Source organism: Streptomyces sp. NPDC058665, from assembly GCF_042714995.1.
GTDB lineage: Bacteria > Actinomycetota > Actinomycetes > Streptomycetales > Streptomycetaceae > Streptomyces.
In genome coordinates this window covers 1-21,546 of sequence record NZ_JBHXRX010000029.1, presented here as the reverse complement: position 1 = coordinate 21,546, position 21,546 = coordinate 1, and the positions used below count along the sequence as shown (strand labels likewise).

16 protein-coding genes are annotated in these 21,546 nt (G+C 70.6%); 4 read left to right on the top strand and 12 right to left on the bottom strand.

Annotation, left to right across the window (positions count from 1 at the left end; genetic code table 11):
• Positions 1–4: 4 nt before the first annotated feature.
• The 4 genes from ACFWV8_RS20320 to ACFWV8_RS20305 form a co-directional block, all read right to left on the bottom strand.
• Positions 5–1,390, bottom strand: coding sequence for a lysine N(6)-hydroxylase/L-ornithine N(5)-oxygenase family protein (locus tag ACFWV8_RS20320; RefSeq protein ID WP_384203816.1), 1,386 nt, complete (start codon positions 1,388–1,390; stop codon positions 5–7).
• Positions 1,387–2,940 carry a pyridoxal phosphate-dependent decarboxylase family protein gene (locus ACFWV8_RS20315; RefSeq protein ID WP_384203814.1) on the bottom strand — a complete coding sequence of 518 codons (1,554 nt, stop codon included), beginning with the start codon at positions 2,938–2,940 and terminating at the stop codon, positions 1,387–1,389. The genes ACFWV8_RS20320 and ACFWV8_RS20315 overlap by 4 nt, the downstream gene beginning before the upstream one ends.
• A complete protein-coding gene (locus ACFWV8_RS20310; protein WP_384203811.1) occupies positions 2,937–4,358 on the bottom strand; it encodes a diaminobutyrate--2-oxoglutarate transaminase in 1,422 nt (473 codons plus the stop codon). Before ACFWV8_RS20310 ends, ACFWV8_RS20315 begins: the two co-directional genes overlap by 4 nt.
• 562 nt (positions 4,359–4,920) lie before the next feature.
• A complete protein-coding gene (locus tag ACFWV8_RS20305) occupies positions 4,921–5,283 on the bottom strand; it encodes a MerR family transcriptional regulator (protein ID WP_384203808.1) in 363 nt (120 codons plus the stop codon).
• Positions 5,284–5,386: 103 nt separating this feature from the next.
• On the opposite strand from ACFWV8_RS20305, the gene ACFWV8_RS20300 reads away from it, so the two are divergent.
• Entirely contained in the window at positions 5,387–5,821 is a 435-nt protein-coding gene (locus ACFWV8_RS20300) for a PPOX class F420-dependent oxidoreductase (RefSeq protein ID WP_384203805.1), read from the top strand.
• 46 nt (positions 5,822–5,867) lie between these two features.
• Here the strand turns inward: ACFWV8_RS20300 and ACFWV8_RS20295 are convergent, their stop codons facing one another.
• Together ACFWV8_RS20295 and ACFWV8_RS20290 are read right to left on the bottom strand one after the other, a co-directional pair.
• Positions 5,868–6,545 carry an SDR family NAD(P)-dependent oxidoreductase gene (locus ACFWV8_RS20295; RefSeq protein WP_384203802.1) on the bottom strand — a complete coding sequence of 226 codons (678 nt, stop codon included), beginning with the start codon at positions 6,543–6,545 and terminating at the stop codon, positions 5,868–5,870.
• A gap of 310 nt (positions 6,546–6,855) precedes the next feature.
• Complete coding sequence (locus tag ACFWV8_RS20290) at positions 6,856–7,332, bottom strand: hypothetical protein (protein WP_384203799.1); 477 nt, start codon at positions 7,330–7,332, stop codon at positions 6,856–6,858.
• A gap of 243 nt (positions 7,333–7,575) precedes the next feature.
• Here ACFWV8_RS20290 and ACFWV8_RS20285 point away from each other — a divergent pair, with 243 nt between their 5' ends.
• The 3 genes from ACFWV8_RS20285 to ACFWV8_RS20275 are packed head-to-tail and all read left to right on the top strand — an operon-like array spanning position 7,576 to position 9,731.
• Positions 7,576–8,457, top strand: coding sequence for a helix-turn-helix domain-containing protein (locus ACFWV8_RS20285; RefSeq protein WP_384203796.1), 882 nt, complete (start codon positions 7,576–7,578; stop codon positions 8,455–8,457).
• A complete protein-coding gene (locus ACFWV8_RS20280) occupies positions 8,454–9,254 on the top strand; it encodes an SAM-dependent methyltransferase (RefSeq protein WP_384203793.1) in 801 nt (266 codons plus the stop codon). Before ACFWV8_RS20285 ends, ACFWV8_RS20280 begins: the two co-directional genes overlap by 4 nt.
• Before the next feature lie 45 nt (positions 9,255–9,299).
• A complete protein-coding gene (locus ACFWV8_RS20275) occupies positions 9,300–9,731 on the top strand; it encodes a protein-tyrosine phosphatase family protein (protein ID WP_384203790.1) in 432 nt (143 codons plus the stop codon).
• Positions 9,732–9,759: 28 nt separating this feature from the next.
• Here the strand turns inward: ACFWV8_RS20275 and ACFWV8_RS20270 are convergent, their stop codons facing one another.
• The 6 genes from ACFWV8_RS20270 to dnaE form a co-directional block, all read right to left on the bottom strand.
• Entirely contained in the window at positions 9,760–12,210 is a 2,451-nt protein-coding gene (locus tag ACFWV8_RS20270) for a hypothetical protein (RefSeq protein WP_384203787.1), read from the bottom strand.
• Positions 12,211–12,268: 58 nt separating this feature from the next.
• The gene (locus ACFWV8_RS20265) at positions 12,269–14,212 is read right to left on the bottom strand and encodes an AAA family ATPase (protein WP_384203784.1); all 1,944 of its coding nucleotides are present in this window, start codon (positions 14,210–14,212) and stop codon (positions 12,269–12,271) included.
• 113 nt (positions 14,213–14,325) lie between these two features.
• Complete coding sequence (locus ACFWV8_RS20260) at positions 14,326–15,750, bottom strand: hypothetical protein (RefSeq protein WP_384203782.1); 1,425 nt, start codon at positions 15,748–15,750, stop codon at positions 14,326–14,328.
• Positions 15,751–15,852: 102 nt separating this feature from the next.
• On the bottom strand, positions 15,853–16,824 hold the full coding sequence (locus ACFWV8_RS20255) for a helix-turn-helix transcriptional regulator (protein ID WP_329384580.1): 972 nt from the start codon (positions 16,822–16,824) through the stop codon (positions 15,853–15,855).
• Positions 16,825–16,978: 154 nt separating this feature from the next.
• Positions 16,979–18,178, bottom strand: a complete 1,200-nt coding sequence (locus tag ACFWV8_RS20250) for a S1 family peptidase (RefSeq protein ID WP_384203778.1) — start codon at positions 18,176–18,178, stop codon at positions 16,979–16,981.
• A gap of 260 nt (positions 18,179–18,438) precedes the next feature.
• A partial coding sequence (dnaE, locus tag ACFWV8_RS20245; RefSeq protein ID WP_384203775.1) for a DNA polymerase III subunit alpha occupies positions 18,439–21,546 on the bottom strand: 3,108 nt, incomplete at its 5' end.

Sequence of the window (21,546 nt, the reverse complement as noted above, 5' to 3'; positions counted from 1 at the left end):
GAATTCACGGAGGCACCACCGCCGAGCCGGGGTCCGGGTCCGGGTCCGGGGCGCCGAAGGTCGTCCAGGCCGAGCGGGGCGGGAGCCGCAGGACCCGGCGGTCCGCCACCGCGTTGAGGATTGTCGCCGCGCGCCAGGCGCCCAGGGTCAGGTCGGGGGCGCCGACACCATGGGTGTGGAGTTCCGCGTTCTGGACGTACAGGCGGCCCGGGACCCGCGGGTCCAGTGCGACGCGGTAGTCGGCGTCTATCCGGTAGCGGCCCTTGTCGTCCCAGTCCACCAGGGCGCCTAATCCGCCCCGGCCGCCGAGGAAGGCCGGGCGGGACGCCGTGTAGCCGGTGGCGGAGACGATCGCGGACGTGCGGATCTCGAAGAGCGCGTCCTGCTGGGTGTGACGGCACGTCAGTACGTATTCGTCGCCGGACACTTCGGCGGCGACGACGGCAACTCCCGGATGCAGAGCGGCCCTTGGCTCCGCCCCGCCGATCGTGCGCTCGTACAGCTCGTCGTGCAGCTCGCCCAGTGTCTGCTCGCTGACGCCCTTGTAGAGCTGCCACTGCTCGCTGACGAGCTGTTCGCGGCGGGCCTCGGGGAGGGCGCGGAAATAGCGTATGTAGTCGGGCGTGAAGTGTTCGAGCCCGATCTTGGAGTACTCCATGGGCGCGAACGCGCTCGTGCGGGCCAGCCAGCGGACGTACGGTCCGCCCGCGCCGTCGCCGTCCTGGTGACGCAGCAGATCCAGCGCGACCTCCGCGCCCGACTGCCCGGCGCCGATCACGGTCACGTCGTCGCGAGCGGCGAGCCGGGCGCGGTGGGTGCGGTAGTCGGCGCTGTGCAGGACGCGGCCCGCGTGGGCGCTCTGCGCGATCAGCGGGCGCAGCGGCTCGGGCACGACCGGGTGCGTCCCGACGCCGAGGACGACCTGGCGGGCGAGCACCCGTGTGAGGGTTCCGTCGGACGCGCGGTGGGTGACGACGAACGCCTCCCGTTCCTCGTCCCAGCCCAACTCCTCGACGTGCGCGTCGAATTGGCAGGACCCCAGCGACTCGGCGACCCAGCGGCAGTAGGCGTCGTACTCGCGGCGCGGTATGTGGAAGCGCTCGGAGAAGAAGAAGGGGAACATCCGGTCGTGTTGGCGCAGGTAGTTGAGGTACGACCACGGGCTCGTGGGGTCGACCATCGTCACCAGGTCGGCCAGGAAGGGGACTTGGAGAGTCGTGCCTTCCATCAGCAGACCGGGGTGCCAGGAGAACGCGGGCTTCGCGTCGAGGAACAGCGTGCGCAGTTCGGGCGCGCCGTCGGCCAGCGCTGCCAGCGAGAGGTTGAACGGGCCGATCCCCACACCGACCAGGTCGTACATATGGGCCACAGCCGACTCGGACTCGGTCACCGCTTCTCCTCCGCCTCACCCGCCGCCACCACCGCGTGCAGCAGCCGCTCCACCTCCGCCACCGTCGTATGCGGATTCAGCAGCGTCAGCTTCAGCCGGACGCGCCCCGGACCCTCGCCCGGCAGTTCGGTACGCCCCACCACCGCACCCCCCTCGCGCAGCAACCGCCGTCGCAGCGAGGCGTTCACCTCGTCGGTGCGTGCCCCGTCCGCCGGCCTCTCGGGGACGTAGCGGAACAGGAACGCCGTCAGCGCCGGGTCCCCGGCCTCCTCCCCGTGCAGTTCAAGTCGCGGGTGCGCGGACACCGCCCGTGCCCCCGCCACCGCGAGTTCGTGGCACGCGTCGACCAGCCGCCCGAGGCCCTCGCGGCCCAGCGTCCGCAGCGTCACCGCGATCTTGAAGGCGTCCGCGCGCCGCGTCGTACGCAGCGAGAGACCCAGCAGGCTCGGATAGCCCGCGTCCTCGTCGTCCGCCGGGTTCAGATAGACCGCGCGGCGGGCGAGTGAGGCGTACGTCTCCGACTTCCGCACCAGGAAGACGCCCGCGGCGGCCGGCTGCCAGCCCAGCTTGTGCCAGTCCAGGGAGACGGAGTCGGCCAGTTCGATGCCGTCGAGCAGCGGCGCCAGCCGGTCGGACAGCAGCGCGCCGCCGCCGTACGCGGCGTCCACGTGGAGCCACGCCCCGTACTGTGCCGCCAGCTCCGCGCATTCCCGCAGCGGGTCGATCGCACCGGTGTCGGTCGTGCCGGCGGTGGCGACGATCGCGACCGGCAGCTGCCCGCGTTCGACGCACGCCTCCAGGGTCGCCGCCAACGCGCTTGGTTTCATACCGAGTTGGGTGTCCACCGGCACCGGGATCACCGCGTCCTCGCCGAGACCCAGCAGAGCTGCCGCCCGCTGCACCGAGAAGTGCGCGGCGGCCGACGTCAGGATCCTCGGCCGCGCGCCCGCGCCTGCGCCCACACCGGCCCTCGGCACCCCGGTCAGCTCGATCTGCCGGCCGCTCGCGGCGCCCAGCACTCGGTCCCTGGCCAGCATCAGACCCATCAGGTTCGACTCCGTGCCACCCGAGGTCAGCACGCCGGCCGCCTCGGTGGGGTCGTACCCGAGCATGCCGGCCAGTTCCTCAAGGAGCAGTGTTTCCAGGGCAGTCGCGGCTGGCGCCTGGTCCCACGAGTCCTGGGAGGGGTTCAGCGCGGACACCGCCAGGTCGGCGGCGACGGCGACGGCCAGCGGCGGGCAGTGCAGATGGGCCGCGCACGCGGGGTCGGCCGGGTCCGCGCTGCCGTACGCGAGGAGTTCGGTGAGCCGGCCGAGCGCGGCGGGACCGCGCGCGGTGCGCAGGGCATCGGCGACGGCCGCCGTGATCTCGGCGGGCGCACCGGGCGGGACGGGTCCGCCGCGCCGGGCGGCGCCCTCGGTGAGCGCGCCCAACACCTCGCGTACCAGGGGCTCCAGGGCTGCGGCTCCGCCCGTCCCGCCCGACAGGCCCGTACCGGTCGCGGGTCGGAGCGCTTCGTCCACGGCGGCGCCCAACGCGTCGGTGGTCACGCCGCACGCCCCGAAACGCCGGTGGAGTCCGACGCCTTCGACGTCTGCTGCGCCTGCGGCGCGTGCGACGCCTCCGTGATCGCGTCCGTCAGCCGCTCCAGTACGGATTCGGCCTCCTCGTCCGTGATCACCAGCGGTGGCAGCAGCCGCACCGTCGACCCGAACCTGCCGCCCAGCTCCAGGATCAACCCCCGTTCCAGGCAGGCCTCCTGGACCCGCGCCGCCACCTCGGGCGCCACCGGCCGGGCCCCGCACGAGTCCAACGGCCCCTCGGGGTCGACGATTTCGACGCCGATCATCAGCCCGCGTCCGCGTACGTCGCCGATCACCGGCAGTTCGGACCGAAGCCCCTCCAGCCGTGCGGTCATCCGCGCGCCGACCGTCGCCGCCCGCTCCGCGAGCCCCTCGCGCGTGACGTACCTGAGCGTCGCCGCGCCCGCCGCCATCGCCAGCGTGTTGCCCCGGAAGGTCCCGGTGTGCGCGCCGGGCAGCCACCCGTCGTACTCCTGGTCGTACACGATCACGGCCAGCGGCAGCCCGCCGCCGATCGCCTTCGACATCACCATCGCGTCGGGCACGATGCCGCTGTGCTCGACCGCCCAGTAGGCGCCGGTGCGCCCGACGCCGGTCTGCACCTCGTCCACGATCAGCGGGATGCCGCGCCAGCTCGTGATGCGCCGCATCTCCCGCAGCCACCCGTCCGGCGCGGGCACGGCCCCGCCCTCGCCCTGGACGGCCTCCACGATCATCGCCGCCGGCCGTACGACCCCGCCCGACGGATCGTCCAGGAGCCGTTCTGTGTACGTCGCGGCCAGCTCCGCGCCGCGCTCGCCGCCGACGCCGAACGGGCAGCGGTACGCGTACGGATACGGCAGCCGCGTCACCTCACCACCGGCCGCGCCCCCGCCCGGCACCGGCTCCTTGACGGCCACGCTGCCGGTCGCGGCCAGCGCGCCCGCCGTCATCCCGTGGTACGCGCCGGTGAACGCGAGCACCCCGCGCCGCCCGGTCGCCGTCTGCATCAGCTTCAGCGCGGCCTCGACCGCGTCCGTCCCGGCGGGTCCGCAGAAGTGCACGCGGGCCCGGTCTGCGAACTCCGCCGGCAGCGTCTCGAAGAGCGCGTCCGTGAAGTCGTCCTTCTCGGGGGTCGCGAGGTCGAGTACATGCAGCGGGGCGCCGCTGTCGAGCGTGCGCTGGAGGGCTTCGCGCACGACGGGGTGGTTGTGGCCGAGCGCGAGCGTTCCGGCGCCGGAGAGGCAGTCGAGATAGCGGCGTCCGTCGGTGCCCTCGATCGTCATGCCGTGGGCACGGGCCGGGACGATCGGGAAGGAGCGGGCGTACGTACGCGCGGACGACTCCCTGGCACGCTGGCGCTCCAGGATGGAGTCGGCGGCGCTCGCGGTGGCGGGAACGGTCATGGAACGGCTCCGGAAGTAAGAGGACAGGGAGAGGAGGCTCAGTGCGGGTGGCGGAACCGCCCGGGTGCCGGCACCGGCTTCACCCCCACGGGTGGCCCGTCGGACGCGGCGAGTTCACCGAAGCGGGCCCGTTCCGGCGGTCGCCGGCTGTCGGCGCCGGATCGGGTCCGGCAGGACGCCCGCGGGAGGGGCCCCGGGCGGCGCTGCGGATGGCGGGAACTGGACGGACACGGCGGCCTCGACCTCGGTTGGGTGGCGGGGAATCGACCCGGTTGCGGCATCAGCGTATGAGGGCCCGCGCGATCATCGCGTGCGGGCGCGGGCCCGGGAGCCCGGCGGTCGACTGCCGTGCCGGGCGGGCGGGTTCGCGGGCCGCTTGGGGCGTCGGCATGGGTCAACTCCGGATCAGGACACAACGGCCGACAGTGTCGGCGCACACCACCAGAACGGCCAAAATGACTTAGGCGAGCCTAACCTAATGGTTCACCGAGGGGACACCAAAGCCCCCCGCCCACGGGGGAGGATTTCCGGACACGGAATCCATGATCACGCGGGTCCCGGATCACGCCGGCTCCCGCCGCTCCGTGACCTCGATGTAGTCGCACAGGGTCCGACGGGTGCGGACGAGCATGTCGATGTGATCGTCCAGCCCCCGCAGCCGCGCCCGCAGCATGTCCAGCAGACCGGGGCAGGGTTCGAGATCGGGCGCGTCACCGGAGGCGCAGGGCAGCAGGATCGCGATCTCCTCCGTCGAGAGACCGGCGTCGAGCAGCTTCCTGATCTGGGTCACGGTCGTGACGGCATCGCCGCCGTACTCGCGGTAGCCGTTCGCGCCACGACCGGGTTCGAGCAGGCCCTGCGACTCGTAGTAGCGCAACTGATGCGCGTTGACGCTCGTACGCCGGCTCAACTCCCCGATCAACACGTCAGCTTCCTCATCTCCCCTTGACCTTCATACCGGTATGAACGTTGAGGCTACGTGAAGCCGATCGAGCAGTTCCGCACGCCCCGACGATTTGGAGCCGGACATGACCACGACCCCACCGTTCAACCCGCGCACGCTGCTCGCGGAGAGCCGCCTGGCCGTCCTCGCCACGATCAAGTCGAACGGCCTGCCCCAGCTCTCCCCGGTGATGCCCTTCTACGACGAGGAGGCCGACGTCCTGTACGTATCGATGACGGAGGGCCGCGCCAAGACGACAAATCTCCGCCGCGATCCCCGCGCGGCCCTGGAGGTCACCAGCCAGGACGGCTGGTCCTGGGCAACGGCTGAGGGGCCGGTCACCCTCACGGGCCCCGGCACGGACCCCGCGGGCCCTGAGGTCGAGGCCCTGGTCACCTACTACCGCCGCGCGGCCGGCGAACACCCGAACTGGGCCGAGTACCGCTCGGTGATGGTCTCGGACCGCCGGGTCCTGATGACGATGCGGGTGACCCGTGTCTACGGCGAAAGGATCGCCTGACACCGGCCCCACTCCCCGCCCGCCCGGCTCGGGCGGGCGGATACGGTCAGCGCCCCTGGTACGACGCGCCCTCCGCCCATGCCGGGCCGCGCGTCGGGATCGCGCCGAGGACCTCGACCGGGATCACCGCGCCCGTGTCCGTGGCCTCCGGCCTCGTCAGATGGATCGCGAGGTCCGCGATCTGCTGGGCCCGTTGCGCGCGGGCCAGGCGGGAGCCGCTCTGCGCCGCCCCGTACGTGATCACGTTGACCGTCACGTCCGAGCCCCGGCACTCGTGGACCAGGTGCCAGGCCAGGCTCATCAGGTCCGCGTGCGGGGCGCCGCCCGCCAGGGTGGAGCCGCGGCCGAGGCCCTTCGTGGACGCGATCAGGACGATCCGCCCGTGCCCGGCCTCGCGCATGCCCGGCAGCGTGCGCCCGATGATCGCGTTCGCCCTGGCCCGGGTCCCGGCGGCGGTTGAGACGGAGGATTCATCGGTGTGGTGCTCGTGCCGGTCCGCGTCCACGACCAGGACGTCGACCGTTCCGTGCCCGGTCTCGAACTCGGATACGGCGGCGTCCAGTTGGAGTGCGTCGCTCACATCGCACCGTACGTTGTAGAGCTCGTCGGGAGGCGTCCCGCGCTCGTAGAGGAACCCGACCCAGTCGTCCTGGCGGGCATACGCGGCGGCCACGCTCTCCGCGCTCCCGCTCGCCCCGCTGACGACCAGCACCGAACGGCTCACGTCTGCCACTCCCCCACTGCGCGTGACGTCACGGTCGCGTACCGACACCCGCGGCTCCGCGTTCGTCGGCCGGTACCAGGCTGTCCACCTGCGGGCGCGCGAGGAGCGCGGGAGGCGGTGCCCCGCGCCAAGTGTTCTGTCCCCGTGGCGCGCGCCGGCCAATGCCGGGACCGTCTCGTGCGCGGGCTCTCGCGCGGGCTCATCGGATGCGGTGCTCCTCAATGCGTCCACTACAGCCTCTCCAAGACGGGTTGGTCAGCGCCCATCGGGCCGTGCCCACCAGACAGCGATCCAAGAGTTGGTCGTACGGTCACGTCTGCGCGCCGAGGCAGGGCGCCTCGGCGGGAAGGGTGGCCGAGGCCGCCCAACTGCCCTGTTGCGCGACAATGTTGACCTGGGCTCCGCACCGTTGTGTCAGAACCTCCGCCAGGCTCGGGCCGCCGTCGTCCGGCCCCTCGTCCGGTCCTTCGGCCGGACGCCCCGAAGGTCCCCCGATCAGCTCGTCCGAACGGCTCTGCGCCGGCACCGTCACCGTCTCGGTGGGCGCGTCCAGGATCGTGACACTGACCTTTATGGCGACGGCGTCCTCCGGTCCGGTGCGCTTCGTCACCCCGAGGTAGTAACCGCTGACGCCCACGACACCGATCGCGTGCCTGGCCAGCTGCGCCGCCACCTCTTCGCAGGCGGCGATTTTCGCCGGTGGCCAGCCGAGACCGGCCAGTTCCTTGCGCACGATGCGCCGTGCGACCTGTATCTGCTCCGGAACGGCCGGTAGTGAGACGTGCATGGCATCGGTTCTCCGTGACCCCCCGCCCCTCACACCTCGGCAGCGTGTCGGCGGGGTCGGTACCCGGCCCTGGCGCGGCTGGCTGGGGGGTGCCGCGTAGGGGAACTCCGGCCTCCATCGTAGCCACGACGCGGACACTCTGCAACGTGACAGAGTTCGATACGACGGTATCGTGGTCCGCTGAACGGAGAGGTGAACGGAGAGGAAGAGACCCTCCCCATCCGCGGACGCGAGGAGGGCCCGGTGAGCCAGCCAAGATCCGGCCCCACCGTCGCCCTGCGTTGCTTCGGGGCCGATCTGCGCCGTCGCCGCGAAGCCGCGGGCATGACCCTCCAGGGCGTGGCGGACGTGATCAAGAAGGACCGGGCGACGCCGGCCCGCTGGGAGAACGCCGAAACCGTGCCGAATCCGCGCATGGTCGCCGTGCTGCTCGACCTCTACAAGACGCCCGTCGCCGAGCGGGGCGAGGTCCTTCACGCGCTGGAGGAGGCGAAGAAGCCCGGGTGGTGGCACCCCTGGCGCGAGGTCGCCGAGGTCGGTGTCATCGATCTGGAGTCAGCGGCGACCGGCATCCGTTCGTACGCCCCGGGCGTGCTGCCGGATCTGCTCCAGACCACGGAGTACGCGGAAGCCCTGATGAGTCTGCGCAACCCCTACGAGGACCCCGCCGTACGGCGCCTGCGGCTGGAACTGCTGGAGGCTCGCAAGGAGCACACCATCGAGGGCAAGGCGAGCACCGGCAACGGCGACCGGGCCGGGCTCTGGGTGCTGCTGGAGGAAGGGACACTGCGGCGCCGTGTCGGCGGAGCCGGGGTGATGGCCCGTCAACTGGACTACCTTGAAGCCCATATCGCCGATGTCGGGTCGTCGGTGGCCATCCAGGTCATTCCACCCGGCGTACCGCACCCGCTGGCCATCAGTCTCTGTGGCCATATCGAGATCCTCCGCTTCAAGGAGTTCGGCATGGGAGAGAGACTGATCCAGATCGGCCTCCACCCGGCCATGACGCTCATCACCGACGACTCCGACGCGGTGGAGAACTACCGGATGGCGGTGGACGTGACCAGTGGGTTCGCACCGCCTCGTTTCACCCCCCTGCCCCTGACGAGTAAGGACTTCGGATGAGCGACTCCGTACGCCCCGGAACCAATGTGATGCCCACTGTCCCCAACTCCGCGCGGATCTGGAACTACGCCCAGGGCGGCCAGGACAACTACCAGCTCGACCGCGATCTCGCCGACGTGATGATGGGCGACTTCCCGGAGATCAAGACCGCGGCCATGGAGTCACGGGCCTTCCAGGAGCGGGTGGCGGACCATGTCGTCCGCGAGGGCGGGATCCGCCAGCTCCTGGACCTGGGCACGGGCATTCCCACCGGGCGCGGCACCCACGGCATGGCGCAGCGGGCGGCTCCCGAGTCGCGCGTCGTGTACGTCGACAACGACCCGGTCGTCCTCAACCACGCGAGCTCGCTGCGGAGTTCGCCCGAGGGCAAGATCCACTATCTCCAACAGGACTTCCGGCTGGTGGACAAGGTCCTTGACGACGCCGCGCAGACGCTGAATCTGGACGAGCCTGTCGCCCTTCTGGTGCTCTCCACGCTCGGGCACTTCCCGCCCGCCGAGGCTGCCGACCTGGTCGAGCGGTACACGAGCCGGCTCGCCTCCGGCTCGTACCTGGCGGTGTGCGACACGATCGAGACGCCGGGCGTGCTCAGGATGCAGGAGCACTACCGGGCGGCCGACCCCGAGGGCGCCTACCTCGCCCGTACGCCGGACCAGATCGCGGACTGCGCCCGTGGGCTGACCCTGCTGCCGCCTGGTCTCCGCCCGCTGCCGGAGATCCTCGTACCGGCCGGGGAGGACATTCCGGCCGGGGCCGCGGACTGTGTGCAGTGGGGGTTCCTGGCGATCAAGCCGTAGCTTCGGAAGGGGTGTTGGGTGGGCCGCACGGCTAATGTCGGGTCTGTGAACACGACTTGGGAGCCCACGGCCGCGGGCGTGCTGCGGCTGCCGTCCGGTCGGCTCGTACGCGGCCGGGGACTGCGCCACCCCCTCCCGGCCGGCCCCACGCCCGCCTTCGCACTCCATCTGCTGGGCAAGGAGCCGCCCGCCGTCGAGTGGGAGGCCCGCTGGGTCCGCTGGCCCGACTTCCGGCTGCCGTCCGACCGGGCGGGGGCCGCGGAGGCGTTGCGGGAAGCCTTGTCGCGGTCCTCCGACGAGCGCGTCGAGGTCGCCTGCGGCGGCGGGCGGGGCCGTACCGGTACGGCCCTGGCCTGCCTCGCCGTCCTCGACGGGGTGCCGAACGCCGAGGCGGTCGCCTATGTGCGCGCGCACTATTCGCGGCACGCGGTCGAGACGCCCTGGCAGAAGCGGTACGTCGCACGCTTCGGCGCGTAAACGGCGCGGGCCCGGCCGGCGCGGGGCCTCAGCTCACCACCGCTCCCGACGCCAGCAGCAGATCCGGCAGCGTGCCCTCGAACTCCGGTATCAGCCGCAGCGCCAGCGCCCAGCCCTCCGGATTGTCCGACAGATGCTCCGCCGCCAGCGCCGCGACTTCGCCGCGGGCCTCGCGTATCTCGTCGGTCGCGGGCGCGTCCTCCTGGCCCAGCGCCCTGGACAGGAACGCCACCACCGGCTGCGCCGGATAGCCGGACCGCACCGCATCGGGCAGGGTGATCTGCCCCAGATGGTGCGCCTTCTCCAGCCAGCGGCAGCCGCCGCTGTCCAGCTGGAGGGGGTACTTCATCAGCAACTCCGTGGCCGTCGGCGGCTTCCCCGTCCGGCGGGGCCGGTAATGGGGATGCGACAGACGCAGAGCGGCGACGGCCGACATCTCGGCGAGCTCGGCCGGGCAGCCGTCCAGTGCGGCCAGCCGGACGAGAAGCCGGTCGTGCAGGGGCTTCGCGCGGTGCGTCGCCGCCAGCTCGGCCCATGGCAGCGGCCCCGGACCGATCTCCTCGGCGAAGAGGTCGATGGCCTTCGCCAAGTCGTCGTCCTCGCTGCCCGCCCCCTTGTCGCACAGGAAGTCGGCCCGCCCCGCCGGGCTCGCGGCGCTCTCGTACGCGGCACGCAGCAGGGCGGCTCCGTCCTCGGGCCCCTCGGTCTCCAGCGCCGCACGCCCCGTCTTCAGCGTCGCCGGTGACAACGGGTGCCTGGTCTGCCGCTTACGGCCCGGGAAGTCCGTCTCGTCCAGCAACTCCCTTACGGCTTCTGGCCCGTGGCGCTCCCAGAGCCGTAGCAGCATGTGCAGCTCCAGCGCCGACGTGTGGACCTTCGCCCGGGGGCTGCCCAGCAGGATCCGGCACAGCAGCGGGTCGCCCGAGTCGCAGCACGCGAGCAGCCATGGCCGGCGCGCGCTCTCCCGCACCCCCTCCACCAGGGGCTCCGTCAGCGGGATCCGCTCGGCGGTGGGGGTGTCCGCCGACCGGCCATCCCGCCAGCGCCGGCCGGAGAGGATGTGCCCGCGCTGGTCGAGGGTGAGGTCGGTGTGGAGGAAGAGCGCGGCGTTGACCTCGGCGTCGTTGTACGTGATCAGGTCCTCGATCACCTCCGCCGGGGTCGTCCAGTCGGACGCGATCCCCGCGAGGGCGGGTGCACCTCGCAACTGGATGATGTGAGCGCGCAGTTCAGGGCTCGGCGCGTGCCAGAGCAGCAGCTGCTGGATGGCCCGCAGGTCCATGTGCGCGGCGAGCGCGCACCGCGTCCCGTGGTCGGCCGCGTCGTACAGATGCAGCCACGCCGACCGGCCGCCCTTCTGCCTGCGGCTCGGGAACTCCGGTCCCATCGGCCTCGGCCACGGCTGGCCGCTGTGCTTCGGCACCTCGGCGAGCGCGGCGTCGATCAGCTCGGTGACGCTCCCGGCGAAGCGCGGGAGCAGGGTGTACAGGGCCCGCCAGGGCGCGAAGTCCGAACCGAGCCTGGCCACTTGGGCGGCCAGGGCGGCCCGTACCTCTTCGTGGTCGTGCGGCAGCCCGCACAGGACCTTGCGCGCCGGGACGACCTCCCGCAGGACGCGGTCGGCCGGGAAGACACCGGACGGTATTCCGGGTACGAGGAGTTCGGCCAGGCGGTCCTCCTCGGCGGCGGCCAGCATCGGCCAGTGGAGGTTGCCCTCGATCCGCAGTCCGCGGTTCGCCTTGAAGGCGGCGAGGGCCAGCTCCTCCGGGCAGTCCGGGTGCGTCCGCAGTTTGCGCAGGCCGTTGGCGGTGAACGGCGTGCCGCGATGTTCCTCGACCAACTCGTCCCAGTGCAGAGCCCCCGGGGCCGGCGGCAGCTCTATGTCACCGTGGTGGGTCGCGTCGTGGAGGTGCTCGATCAGCTCCTTCGTCGTGCCGGGTGCGGGCGTCGACGACCGGCCCGGCCGGGGGGCGCTGTTCTTCGGGCGGGCGGGGGCCGGGGCAGGCTTCGCTTCGAGGACGCGCCGCGCGAGCGCCACCAGTTCGGGGAAGGGGGAGAGCAGGGCCGGCTCCAGCAGTTCCCGGGACCTGGCCTCCATCAGCCTCCTCGGCAGCGCGCCCTTCGCGTGCCAGGCGGGGTCGTCGGCCGTGGCCGCCGCGCCCTCCCACACCGCCGCGCGCTCGTCCGCGTCGCGCTCCCAGTCGCGGTCGCCGTAGAGATGGACGGCCAGCGCGGGATCGCCGAGCGCGGCCAGCCGGCGGAACACGTCGCGGTGGTACCGGCGGGCCGAGAGCAGCGCGGTGCGCAACTCCGGGTCGGGCGAGGAGAGCACCTCGTCCAGCAGGACCGGCGGCACCGGGGCACCACTGCCCAGCAGCGCGAGCGTCTCCTCCCGTATCCGCGGGATCAGCGCGCGGGTGAGTGTCCGGTCGGCGAGTGCGTAGGCGGCGGACACGACGGTGTGGTCGGCGAGGCGCATGGCGTGGGGTCCGGGCTTTCTGGAGGAGGGAGTGGGTGGTGGTGGGGCGGGGGCCGTGTCAGGACGGCGCCGCGGCGAGCTCCTTCATCCGGGCCAGCGCGCCGACCCAGAAGCTCTGCCGGGCGGGTGTCTGCCCGACGAGATACGTGGCGCGCAGCTTCGGCGGCAGCTGCCGCAGCGCTCGGGCCACCACGTCGCCGTGCCGCTTGAGCTGGGACAACTCGGCGTTGGCCAGGGCCCGGTGCACAAGGTCGGTGTCGTTGGTCCCCTCCGTCGAGACCTCCGAAGCGACGGCGAGCCGCTTCTCCCAGAGGTCGATGTCCCGCACCAACTGCTTGAACCCCAGGGTCACTTCATCCCCGACGCCCGCCAGTCTGGCTTCGAGCGCGGTCAGCGGCACCGGCGCGAACTCGCCGTCGCCCAGGTAGATCAGACCCGATATCAGTGGCTGGCCGGCCAGATGCAGCTTGATCAGCCGCTCCAGCGTCCGCTTGGTGATCCAGTCGCGGGCCTCTTCGTCGATGTCGTTCTTCCACCATTCGAGGACGGTCTCGGCCACCTCGCCGTACGCGGCGATGAGCCATTCGTTCGCCGGGATGTCCTCGGGCCGCACCTCGTAACTGATCGTGAAGCGGCTGGCCTGCGCCACGTTGTTCCGGCTGACCTGGAGTTTCCTGCCGAGGTGGTACGGCGGGTTCTGGAGCGCGATCTGGGCGCGCAGCCCCTCCACCGGCCGCCCTGCCAGCGACCACTCCTGGGTGATCTCCATCAGCTTGGCGAAGGCGGCCTTGTCCTTGGGCCGGTTGTACTCGTCCCAGATAATCACCTTCTCCCCCGGGCCCGAGAGCGACCCGGTGAGCAGCGTGTCCAGCCGGCCGCCGGGGGTGGGCACCGGCACGCACAGGTCCTCGACGTTGGTCACCGGGAGCGAGAAGTACACCGGCTCCGCGCCGAGTTCGTCCCTTACGACGCTCTTGGTGATCTCCGTCTTCCCGCAGCCGGGCGGCCCCTGAAGCAGCACCGCCCAGTTCTCCCGCAGGGCGGTGCGCAGGATGCGGCGTACGGGATCGGCGACCGTGCTCGGATTGGCCGCGCCCACGGCGCTCGCGATGGCGTCCAGGGTCTCCGCCGTACGGTCGATTCCCTCCCCGCCGTCCTTGCGCCGGTCCCGCAGCCGCAGCCGGACCCCGCCCACGAGCGGGAGCCCCCAGCTCAGCGGCAGCCCGGCACGGGCGCAGTCCAACACGTGCTCCAGGGTGCGCGGGGAGAGCAGCGAACGCAGCTTGGGCGTCAGCGCGGCCCAGATCCGGAAGACCTCGCCGAGGTCCCAGTCGGGGTAGCGGGCGGCGAGGGTGTGGCGCCAGGCCGTGTCGTTGGACGTGAGGCGCAGTGTGACCATGCGGTCGAGCACCGCGAGGTCGCTGCGGACGGAGCCGGTCTCCGTCCGGGACTCGTTGTCGCAGAGGAAGACGCCGACGCAGCCGAGCGCGCGCAGGTCGTGTTCGCCGAGGGTCCAGTCGCAGGCGATCTGCATGAGCTGGGACTGGATCATCTCGCCGGCCTGGAGCGAGTCGTCGATCAGCAGCACGAAGGGCTCGCCGGGGTCGAGCTGGCTCATGATCAGCTGGGTGAGGACGAGTTGGCCCGTGCCGTCGTCCCTTACGGGGGCGTTCATCAGCAGGTCGTCGGGGGTGAGATTGGCGGCGGGGACGAGGACGACGCGTGTGCCGGGGTGGGCCTCGGGGATATGACCGAGGAAGGTGGAGGTCTTGCCGATGCCGTGCTCGCCGAAGACCTGGCCGGTCTGGCCCATCGTGATCATGGCGTCGATGAACTCCGCGAGGCGCGTGCCCGGTTGGGGGCCGGACGGCCGCTCCGGGTAGGTGGCCGTGACGGGCCAGGCCGCCTTGTCGCGGGCGCTGTGGTCGTCGCGGGCACTGCGGGCGCTGTGGTCGTCGCGGCCGGAGGTGCGCGCCGCGCGGTTCGGATCGGTCTTGATCACGGTGATGGGGTCCAGTCCTCGTGCGTGCGTACGCGGGGATGCGCGATGCGTTCGGGGTGAGCCGGGGCGCGCGCAGGCGCGCACCGCCGTACATGCGAGAGAGGCCCGCGGGCTCAGCTGTCGCCGGTCGTCACGCGGTGGCAGGCCATGGGCGGGTCGTGCCGCTCGGGCCAGTCGTCGCCGCCGTCGGTTATCAGCCAGATCCAGCTCTCGGGCCGGGCCGGGGTCACCTGAGGCGCATGACCGTCGGTGACCATGATCACCGCGTCCGGCCGCACCTCGCACCGCCTGCCGCCGACTTCGCGGCGCCCCTCCACGTACTCCACGACGTTGCCGAAGTCCGTACCGCCGCCGCCTCTGACCCGCTCTCCCGCGACGAACGGCATGACCTCGCCGTCGAAGCTCAGCCAGTGCGTCTCGACGCCGTCGGTGCGGCCGATCAGCGTCATCAGCCAGTCGATCACCCGCTGGGACATGGAGCCGGAGGTGTCGATGGCGACGACCACCACCTTCGTACGCTCCTTGCCGCGCCGCGACAGCATCGGATCGTGGCCGAGCGCGAGCAGCACCGCGCCGTGCTTCCTGGGATAGATGAGCCGTTCGCCGTCGCGGAGTTTGGAGGCGAGCGTGTCGGACAGCCAGCGCTTCCACCATTCGACCCGACGCGTGGGCTCGGTCCGGCCGCGCAGCGCGCCGAGGCCGAGGCGCCCCCACATCTTGGTGACCCGGTCGCTGCCGCCCTCGGAACGGTCGGCGAGATGCAGGATCTCGTCGCGCGCGGGACCCTCGCCGCGCAGGGCGGCCCGCAGCACGTTCGCCAGGACGCCCTCCACTACCTCGCCCACTGTCTCCTCGTCCAGGGGGAGTCCGTCGACGAGCAGATGCGGGCAGACCGCGCCGGCGGGCACGGGCGGGTCGCTCATCCGCTTCAGCTCGCCGTACACACTCATGTCGGTCTCGGTGAAGTGCGCGTACGACACCGGCTCAAGGCCCTGGGCGCGCAGATCCTCCTCGTACAGGGCGTGGATCTCGTGCGGATCGATCCCGACCGGCTCCCGTACGCCGCCCTCCGCCGGGTCCCCCGTCAGACGGGTGGGCAGCTTGCTGCGCAGCCGCCGCATCACGACATGGTTGATGGAGACCTCGGCGGCCAGCTTGAACACCGGGTCCTCGCGCAGCTCCGCGGCCATGTACAGATGACGGTGTATGAGATGGCGCGCCTCGTGGAAGAGCACGAACCGCACTCCGTCCGCGCCGATCGCCTCGAAGAACTCCGGGTTGTAGAGAAGCACGCAGCTGCCGTCGCCGGTGGCGACCACCGCCGCCGTGTCCACGGCCAGGGTGGGGATCTGCTGGTGGCACTTGGTGTAGAGCCAGGAGGCGATCGCGCTCTCGCGCACCCCGAAGTCGAGCATCGCGGCTTCCTTGAGCCGTCGGCCCTTCTCGGTGACACCGGGGTCCGGCGGATCGGCCAACAGCCGCCGCCAGTCCCGCAGTTCGACGGCGCGCTGGGGCGCGGTCACGGACGCTTCGGTCATGGGAAAACACTAGCGGCGGGGTCTGACATCCCGTCCGGCGTCACCCGGGCCTGTGGATAACCTCGGCGCGGACGGCGCCGACGGCGGGGCAGCCGGACGGCGTCAGGCGGGCCACTCCCACGACATGCCGTGTATCCCCGCCGGGCACTTCGGCGGCAGCATGTGCGCCGAGTGTGAGACGTCCAGGGCGATCTGCCGGCTGCTGGCCTTCTCGGCGCCGATCCGCTCGCGGTAGTAGCGGTGGCAGCTCACGGGCAGGGCGTCCGGGTGGAAGTAGACGTGAAGCAGATACTCGCGCAGGCTCACCCGCGTACGGCGCTCGTGGTACGTCGAGACCTCGCGGCTCGGAGTGAGCGAGATGGTGTAGTCGGTCACCACCGTCTCGTTCTTGGCCAGTTCGCCGCCGAAGAGGATCTCCGTCACGATGCTCCGCCGCTCCGGCAGGAACTCCACACGGCCGAGCTTGCCGCACCGTACGGTGACGTCGACCGACGCCGTCGCCGGGTCGTCGATGACATGCACGGCGGTCATCCGGCTCGCGCCGTCGCGCGTCGCGCGCAGCACCTGGTTCACGGACAACTGCCGTATGCAGCGCTCCTCGTCCAGATGGACCGTCTCGTGGATGACGAGGGAGGTGACGTCCTCGTTGAAGCGCGCGAAGTCCGGGCCGAGGGCCTGTTCCACGTCGGAGTTCTCACCGAAGACACGGTGGGACGCGGACAGGTCGAGCAGCTCCGACGTCGTGCGGCCGCGTGGCCTGCCGGGGCGCAGCAGCGAACGGAGCGCGCCCGCCGGGAGGGCGAGGATGGACTCCAGCGCGTCCACGGCGCGCAGCGACCGCGCACGCTCGGGCTGGCTCCGCCCGCGCTGCCAGTAGCTGAGGGTGGCGAGGCTGACGCCGATGCCCTGGGCTTCGAGCCGGTCGCGTACGCGCTCCAGGGAGAGCCCGCGGCGGCGCAGCGCGTCACGGAAGACCTCGGCGAACGTCACCTCGGCGTCCGGGTCCGCCCCGTCTTTGCCTGCCCCGTCCCCATCGGCCCCGCCCAGGTCCATGTCCGTGTCCACGTCGGTCATGGCAGCAGCTCCGATCGAACTCCGATACTTCCGTCCGATGGTAAGCGGACGACGAAAGCCGCCCACCGGTAAGGGTGAGCGGCTCCGTCGCCGTCTCTCCGGGGGCATCGGAGAGAGCAGTGGCCCGGCCGGCGTCGGTCGGTGCCGGATGAGGTCAGGCGACGTTCAGGGTGAGCTTGTAGTGCGTGAGCGCGTCAGTGAGCGGCTGGAAGTACGAGGAGCCGCGGCCGTTCACACCAGTGCAGTTCTGGCCGATCGGGCCGCCGGATGTCATGCCCTGCGCCTGGTTGCCGGAGATGTACGCGCCGCCGCTGTCGCCGCCCTCGGTGCAGACGGTGGAGCTGCCGAGGCCGGTGACGACCGTGTCCGGACCGCCGCTGGCGTCGGTGTAGGTGACGGTGACGTTGTACGAGCCCACGGTGCCGCACGTCCAGCCGGTGGTCTGGCCGGACTTGCACATCGCCGAACCCTGCGACGCGCGCGTGCTGCCCTTGACCGCGACGTTCGCGGCCTCGCCGTACGTGGTGACCTGGGTGCCTATCGAGTCCTCGGCGTCGACCGCCGCGATGCCCATGTCGACGCTGCGGGTACCCACGGCGAAGCGGGAGTTGGTGCCCTTGGCGAACTTGACGTTGTTGTACGCCAGGTTCGGCAGGTCCTCGATGCAGTGGCCCGCGGTCACCAGATACTGCTTGCCCGCCGCGTCACGCGCCCCGAAACCGACGGAGCAGATGTAGCCGTTGAACGTCATCCGGCTGCCCGGCGGCACCACGGTCTGGGTCTCAAGACGCTCCTGGCCCCGCACGACACGGACGGCGTCGCCGTGCTTGCTCGCGGCCTTGATGAACGAGCGGGCGGCGGCGCCGCTGTCGCTGTTCACCTCCACCGTGACGGTGTCGGACGCGAGGTCGACCGCCCACGACGAGACACCGGCGGGAACCTGCTTGACGGCCTTCGCGTCCAGCTCGCTCTTGATCCGGTCCAGCGCGGACTTGCCGTGCTCGGGGACACGGGCGGTGAGGCCGGCGTCCTCCACCCGGGCGGCGGATCTCGCGTCCGGCGCGTTCACCGTGAGCGTGCCCGCCTTGGTGAAGAAGGCGCCGTCCGTCTTGATGCCCTGCTTGTTCACGGCGGCCAACTCGCGCTGCTGCGCGGCCTCGTGGTCGAGCCGGTCCACGGCCGCCTGCTCGCTGCCACCGAGCGTCTTGGCGAGTGCCGCCACCATCTCGGGCTGGTACCGGGGCGCCTGGGCCGCGGCACCGGACGGGTCGGCGGCCTGCGCGCCGGTCACGGCGGAGGCCGAGAGCAGGACGCCGGTCACGGCGGCGACGAGATATTTGCGGGAAACCTGCACAGTGCTTCCTCTCGTTATCGGAGGCAGCGCCGAACCGCACCGCGTCAAGCCCCTGGGGAGGAAGGGTGTTTGACGCGGGGGTTCATGGGAGGGCGCTTGTCCGGCGACGTGGATGGGGGGTGTGTGGGGCGTCGCGGGATGAACTCTCGCCGAACGCTCCCTTTCCGGACAAGCCCTGGCCAGGAAGCTATTTTCAACAGAGTTGCGGATAACTGTTGAGGGACGCGGCACCGGCCGGCTGTTGAGGGACGCGGCACTCGTCAGCTGTCGACGGACCCGCTACCCCGTGTCACGACGACCGCCGCCTTCAGGTCGGCCCAGAACTCCGGGGTGACGGCGACCCCGTAGCCCAGCCGGTAGACGGTGGTCGTGGCGCGCCGCCGTACGCGCAGTCGTACCTCCGTCGGGCCCGGGTGCGCCTTCAGGATCTCCTTGAGCTGGCGGACCGAATCCGGCGTGACGTGCGACTCGTGCATGTCGAGTCGTACGGGCGCGTGCGCGCCGACATCGCTCAGGTCGGGAACGCGCATCTCCATCGCGACAAGGCGGGGGACGTCCTCGCGCTTGTCGAGACGGCCCTTGACGAAGACGACGGTGTCCTCGACCAGTTGGGTGGCCACCAGTTGATACGTCGCGGGGAAGAACATGCACTCGATCGAGCCCGCCAGATCCTCCACGGTGGCGATCGCCCACGCGTTGCCCTGCTTGGTCATCTTGCGCTGGAGGCCGGAGATGATGCCGCCGATGGTGACCACCGCGCCGTCCGCGTGCTCGCCGCCGGTGAGCTGTGAGATCGCCGCGTCCGACTTGTCGGACAGGACGTGCTCGATACCGAGGAGCGGGTGGTCGGAAACGTACAGGCCGAGCATTTCCCGTTCCTGCGCGAGCAGATACGACTTGTCCCACTCCACGTCGGAGAATTCCACGTCGAGCCCGAAGCCCGGACCCTGCTCGGAGGACGGGCTACCACTGTCACCCGCGTCGCCGAAGAGGTCGAACTGGCCCTCCGCCTCCTTCCGTTTGATCTGTACGACGTTGTCGATCATCGGCTCGTGGTGGGCCGCCAGCCCTTTCCTCGTATGCCCCATCTCGTCGAACGCGCCCGCCTTGATGAGCGATTCGACGGTGCGCTTGTTGCAGACGACCGCCTCGACCTTGTCCAGGAAGTCGGGGAACGTGGCGTACTTCCCCTTCGCCTTGCGCGACCGGACGATCGATTCGACGACGTTCGCGCCGACATTCCGGACGGCCGTCAGTCCGAAGAGGATCACGTCGTCGCCCTGCGCGGCGAAGTTCGCCACCGACTCGTTCACATTCGGCGGCAGCACCTTGATGCCCATCCGACGGCACTCGTTGAGATAGACCGCCGACTTGTCCTTGTCGTCGCGTACGGACGTGAGGAGCGCGGCCATGTACTCGGCGGGGTGGTTCGCCTTGAGATACGCCGTCCAGTACGAGACCAGCGCGTACGCCGCCGCGTGTGCCTTGTTGTACGCGTATCCGGCGAACGGGACCAGTACGTCCCACACCGCCCGTACCGCGTCGTCCGAATAGCCGCGCTCCCGGCAGCCGTCGCGGAACGGCACGAACTCCTTGTCCAGGACCTCTTTCTTCTTCTTTCCCATGGCCCGGCGGAGCAGATCCGCCTGCCCGAGCGTGTAGCCGGCCAGCACCTGCGCCGCCTTCTGGACCTGTTCCTGGTAGACGACCAGGCCGTAGGTGATCCCGAGGACGTCCTTGAGCGGCTCCTCCAACTCCGGGTGGATCGGGGTGATTTCCTGCTGCTTGTTCTTGCGCAGCGCGTAGTTCGTGTGCGAGTTCATGCCCATCGGGCCCGGCCGGTAGAGCGCGGTGACGGCGGTGATGTCCTCGAAATGGTCGGGCTTCATCAGCCGCAGCAGGGCGCGCATCGCGTTTCCGTCGAACTGGAAGACACCGAGTGTGTCGCCCCGGCCGAGGAGTTCGAAGGTCGGCCGGTCGTCGAGCGGCAGCGACAGCAGCTCCAGGCCGATGCCTTTGTTCGTCCGCACCATGGTGACGGCGTCGTCCATGATGGTCAGATTCCGCAGACCCAGGAAGTCCATCTTCAGCAGACCGAGCGACTCGCACTGCGGATAGTCCCACTGCGTGATCGTGACGCCGTCGGTGTGCCTGACCCAGACCGGCACATGGTCGGTGATCGTCTCGCTGGACATGATCACGCCGGCCGCGTGCACACCCATCTGCCGCACCAGACCCTCGACACCCTTCGCCGTGTCGATGACTTTCCGCACGTCGGGCTCGTTCTCGTACATCGCCCGGATCTCGCCCGCCTCGTCGTAGCGGGGGTGGGCCGGATCGGTGATGCCGGAGAGTTCGATGCCTTTGCCGCCGACATCGGCGGGCATCGCTTTCGTGAGCCGGTCACCCATCGCGTACGGATAACCCAGCACGCGCGCCGAGTCCTTGATGGCGTTCTTCGCCTTGATCTTTCCGTAGGTCCCGATCATGGCGACCTTGTCGGCGCCGTATTTCTCGGTCACATAGCGGATCACTTCCACCCGTCTGCGCTCGTCGAAGTCGATGTCGACATCGGGCATCGATACGCGCTCGGGATTGAGGAACCGCTCGAAGATCAGACCGTGTTCGATCGGGTCGAGGTCGGTGATGCCCATCGCGTACGAGACAAGTGACCCGGCCGCGGAGCCCCGCCCCGGTCCCACGGCGATGCCGTTGTTCTTGGCCCACATGATGAAGTCGGCGACGACCAGGAAGTACCCCGGGAACCCCATCTCGATGATGATGCCCATCTCGTACTCCGCCTGGCGCCGGTACTGCTCGCCCACACCCCCCGGAAAGCGGGTGCGCAGGCCTTTGGCGACTTCCTCGCGGAACCAGGTGACTTCGGTAAAGCCGTCGGGGATGTCGAACTTGGGCATCAGGTTCCGCTCCTGGAACCAGCCCTCCGTATCGATCTGCTGCGCGACCAGAAGCGTGTTCGCACACCCCTCCTGCCAGGCGTCCGACGAGTCGACCGCATACATCTCGTCCGTCGACTTCAGGTAATAACCCGTCCCGTCGAACCGGAACCGGTCCGGATCCGACAGATTCTTACCCGTCTGAATACACAGCAGCGCATCATGCGCCGTCGCCTCGCCCGCATACGTGTAATGCGAGTCATTCGTCACCAGCGGCGGGATCCCCAGCTTCTTCCCCACCTCCAGCAACCCGTCCCGCACCCGGCGCTCGATCTCGATCCCGTGATCCATCAACTCCAGGAAATACCGGTCCTTGCCGAAGATGTCCTGGTAATCCGAAGCCGCCTGCATCGCCTCGTCGAACTGCCCCAGCCGCAACCGCGTCTGCAACTCACCCGACGGACACCCCGT

Bases quoted from the DNA above. Each gene is read 5' to 3' on its own strand.
- ACFWV8_RS20310 (WP_384203811.1), bottom strand. From the start codon at position 4,358: ATGACCGTTCCCGCCACCGCGAGCGCCGCCGACTCCATCCTGGAGCGC.
- ACFWV8_RS20300 (WP_384203805.1), top strand. From the start codon at position 5,387: ATGACCACGACCCCACCGTTCAACCCGCGCACGCTGCTCGCGGAGAGC.
- ACFWV8_RS20290 (WP_384203799.1), bottom strand. From the start codon at position 7,332: ATGCACGTCTCACTACCGGCCGTTCCGGAGCAGATACAGGTCGCACGG.
- ACFWV8_RS20280 (WP_384203793.1), top strand. From the start codon at position 8,454: ATGAGCGACTCCGTACGCCCCGGAACCAATGTGATGCCCACTGTCCCC.
- ACFWV8_RS20270 (WP_384203787.1), bottom strand. From the start codon at position 12,210: ATGCGCCTCGCCGACCACACCGTCGTGTCCGCCGCCTACGCACTCGCC.
- ACFWV8_RS20260 (WP_384203782.1), bottom strand. From the start codon at position 15,750: ATGACCGAAGCGTCCGTGACCGCGCCCCAGCGCGCCGTCGAACTGCGG.
- ACFWV8_RS20255 (WP_329384580.1), bottom strand. From the start codon at position 16,824: ATGACCGACGTGGACACGGACATGGACCTGGGCGGGGCCGATGGGGAC.